Here is a 3,913-nt window from a genome sequence, read left to right as displayed (position 1 = left end):
ACCGTCGTATTCGTTGCGGCTGACCTGGTTGAGGGCATTGGTGGTGCTTGTCAGCTGGCCGGCCCGGTCGTAGCCGTAGCGGGTCGCTTGATCGGCGGCATCCACCGTTGGCAAGGTCGCCAGGCTGTCTGCCGATACCGCCACCCGCTCTGCATGCCGTACGCTCGCCACCCGGTTGCCGAAGGTATCGTATTCGTAACTCGTCACCTCCCCTTCCGCGTTCACGCTCGCCAGCAATCGGCCTGATCTGTCGTACCGGTTGACTGTTGTTGCAACGGCTGGCTGGTCAATCCGCACATCATCCACCTGTGCGGAAATGTGCCCTGGCACATCGGTCCAGGTAGAACGAATGGTGATGGTGTATTTCCCATCGGCAGGTACATTCAGCGGGATCACGAACTCGCCATATTCTCCATAAGGCGGCACAATCGGCTCCCCTTGCGGAACACCGTTCAGCAGTATTTGGAAGCGTTGATCCTTGATGGTTTGTGGATGCTGGAACGCCTTGAAACGTAAATATGCTCCAGGCCGCAGTTCAAGAGTCTGGCTGATGGCACTGTTTGCCTGGATGAAAGCACCTTGCTTGCCTTCTCCTGGCACATTCGGGAGCAATAAGCTGGCGACACCGGCATTGTTTTCATAGCGCCAAGCAGGATCAGTTGGGTTAAAGGCATAGCTCCCGACATAGACTGCCTCAAAACCGCCATTGATCACCTGAGTGGACTGATTCGCCGCCATACCCAGATCCACCTGCTGCATGACCAGATTACCGCGGTCATCGTACCGATTCAGCTTGAAATGGTTATCTGCATTGATTTGGCGCGTTACACGGTTGCCCTTGTCGTATTCAACACGAGTACGTGCCCCCAGGCGGTCGATCGTGTCGATGCGGTTGCCAAACGCATCGTACTGATAGCGCTCTGCCTGACCCTTTCCATCCAGTGACGCGACCAATTGCCCAGCTTGATCATAACGGCTGCGTACGGTGTGCTGGTTGCCATCAGTCACGCTTTCACGTAACCCCGCAGCGTTGTAGCCATAACGGGTCAATTCCCCCGCATCGTTGCCGGTTTCTACCAGCAAGCCGCGCTGGTCATAACGCTGTTGCCATTGGTGTGACAGGCCATCGGTTCGGGTTGCAAGCAGACCTGCAGCGTTATAGGTGAAACGTTCTGTCTTGTTTGACGTAGTCTGTTCACTCAATCGCCCACTCGCGTCATAACGATAGGTCGTATGACGATCGGCAGCATCCAGTTGTAGTGCCTTGATAACGGCAGCGGCATCCAAGGCCCCATCCGTCTTGACAGCCTTGGCATAGGCAATCTGTTCGCTTCGCTGGCCTTGGTTGTTGTAGCGGGTCTCTACCACGTAACCCAATGTGTCGATACGGAACTGCTCTCGACCCGCCACATCGTAAATGACACGCGATACGCGATCTTGGCTATCCGCATTGGCAAATCGGGCTTCCAGCTTTTCCAACGTCGGTGCGGAATCCTGCAGCCGGTCGGCATGCACGATACTGCCAGCAAGGCGGCCAAAACCGTCGTAACGGTAGTGGGTAACGCGCCCTTCCAGGTCTACCTCATAGCGCACACGGCCTGCTGCATCATGGAACCGGTGAGTTCGATCAGCCGATACGGATGCTGCCGACGCCTGAAGATCCCGGGTCAATGCAAATAATGCCGCAGCACTGTTGATTGCCCCCTGCCCCGCCAGCAACGCCGGGTTGCCCTGCCACAACTGCAAGGTAATACCCGTTGAGTCACTACTGTAATTGCCGTTCGGGCCAACCCCTACCGCAAAATCAAGGGTATCCCCCTCATTCAGTTCAATGATCTGGGCGGTAGACGGATTCAATTCACGGGTCACATTGCTGCCGAATAACTGCTTACCGTTCAACAACACGTAAGCATCGGAGGTTGTCCCATTCTGGTCATTGGCGAGGAACTGTACGTTCAGTGAATAAGTGCCCTTGCCCGGTGCCACAAAACGCAAGATCGAAAAACGATCATTATCGCTAGCACCTGGGTGAAAGCTCATCTGCTTGGCATCCAGCCAGGAATTACCCCAAGTAATCCGCCGATCGGAATCGTTATGTGCAATGAATGGGTGGGTGGTCGCGGTTTGTCGCCATAAGTCAAACCCTTGGCCATTACGCTCAGGCATTTCAAATCGGGTGAAATTGCCTAATTTTCCAGCGAAACCATACTGCCATGGGCCATTGGGGTTTTGCGTGCGGGAGAAAGCCTGTGCCGGATCAAATAGCGTATTGTCTTTTGACCTTGCATCCTTGATGTTCAACTCAATCGCATCGTAAGGCCGGGTGCCGACACGTTGTTGATGGCGGATTGTCTGTGTGACATGACCCAGATAGTCGTAACGCTGCTCAATGACAACGCCTTCCGGGTCAATGGTGTAGCGCGCCTTGCCCGACTCATCATAAATGACATCGGTGACTCGATCAGCTGCCGTTGGTTTACCATAATGGTCCAGATTCAACCCATCCGCAGTAATCTTCGCATACTGAATGGTCCGCACCACGCGGTTCATGCCATCGTACACACTGCGTCGTACCCGGCCTGCCCCATCAATGGTGATCGCCAGACGACCGGCTGTGTCGTACACATAGCGCTCCACCCCATCCAACAGGCTGTCCGGTGTCGTCGGCAACTTGCTCAAAACCGTCGCCAGATCGGCATTGGCGGCCACATTCAAGGCCGTGCCATAGCGAATGCGCTGGATCAATTGACCACTCGCGTCATACACCCGACGGGTCGCATATCCTTCCCCATCCAGCTCCACCGCCAAACGGTTGGCGGTATCGTAGAAGGCACGGCTGCGCAGCACGGTTTGCGTGCTGTCGGTGGTCAGGCGTTGTTCTGCATCCCACACGGCGAGGTCAGTCCTGCCAGCATGCACCCGTCGACCGATTTCATTACCGGCGCCATCAAAACGGCGCTCGGTGACATAGCCCATGCCGTCGATGCTGTAGATTGGACGACCGGCTGCGTCATAGCCCAGTCGTTCAATCTGATCCTGCGTACGGTCACCCGCTGCCATGGCCTGGGCCACGGAGGCCAAGGTCAACGGTTGTTTCAGGTCGATGCTGGCTGGTAATGCCTGGGCATACCGGGTGCGTCGCACGATCCGGCCAGCGGCATCGTAGTCGATACGGCTGACGGCACGGTCGGCACCGATGCGGTAGCGCTCACGGCCAGCCAGGTCATACACCACATACACATGCTGATCGAATGCGGTCTTCGGCAAGATTGCCAAGCGGGCCTGTACTTCAGCCAGGGTCAGCGCTGCTGTGCTGCGTATCGGCGTGGCGTAACGGCTTTCCCGCAGCAGCTTGCCCGCTGCGTCGTATTGGCGTTCGGTGAGCATGCCGTCCACGCCCAAGGTGAACACTTCCCGGCCCGCTGCATCGAACAGATGCTGTACACCCACAACGCGGCTGGCCGCTGCAACGCGGGCCCGGACCGCTTCCAAGGTACTGTCGTCCGCCGTCGGACGATTGGCCGGTTGCACCACTTGCGCCCCACCCAACATACCATCTGCAATCGGGTTGCCCACATACCAGGTGCTGTCGAAGCCTGCAGGGCTGGCGGTGTGCTCGATACGCATGCCGGCTTGATTGAATGTCACCCCATCGTACTGCCATGTTGCAATGACCGGCTCGCCTTGCTCACCACGATAAACGGCCACCAAGCGTGCACGATCACCTTCACTCGCGCTCGTCAGGTGATATTGTGTTTCTGCGCGCCATAATCCTAGCGCGGTATCGTCACCCTGCTTGAAACATCACAGCACGCCGATGCACCTTGTCGTACCGATGCGCTCCAAACCCAGTCACCACGCGCCTTACAGCACGTTCATACCCCGCATTTCCGCCAGTTTATCTGAGATACCC

1 protein-coding gene is annotated in these 3,913 nt (G+C 56.9%); it reads right to left on the bottom strand.

Going from position 1 to position 3,913, the window contains the following annotated elements; all coding sequences use genetic code 11:
* On the bottom strand, positions 1–3,708 hold a 3,708-nt coding region (locus FFS57_RS24390), incomplete at its 3' end, for an RHS repeat protein (protein ID WP_137940426.1).
* Positions 3,709–3,913: the final 205 nt, after the last annotated feature.

It is taken from the genome of Chitinivorax sp. B, from assembly GCF_005503445.1.
Classification (GTDB): domain Bacteria; phylum Pseudomonadota; class Gammaproteobacteria; order Burkholderiales; family SCOH01; genus Chitinivorax.
Note: the sequence above shows the minus strand (reverse complement) of the source record. Positions and strands in the feature narration are given on the sequence as shown.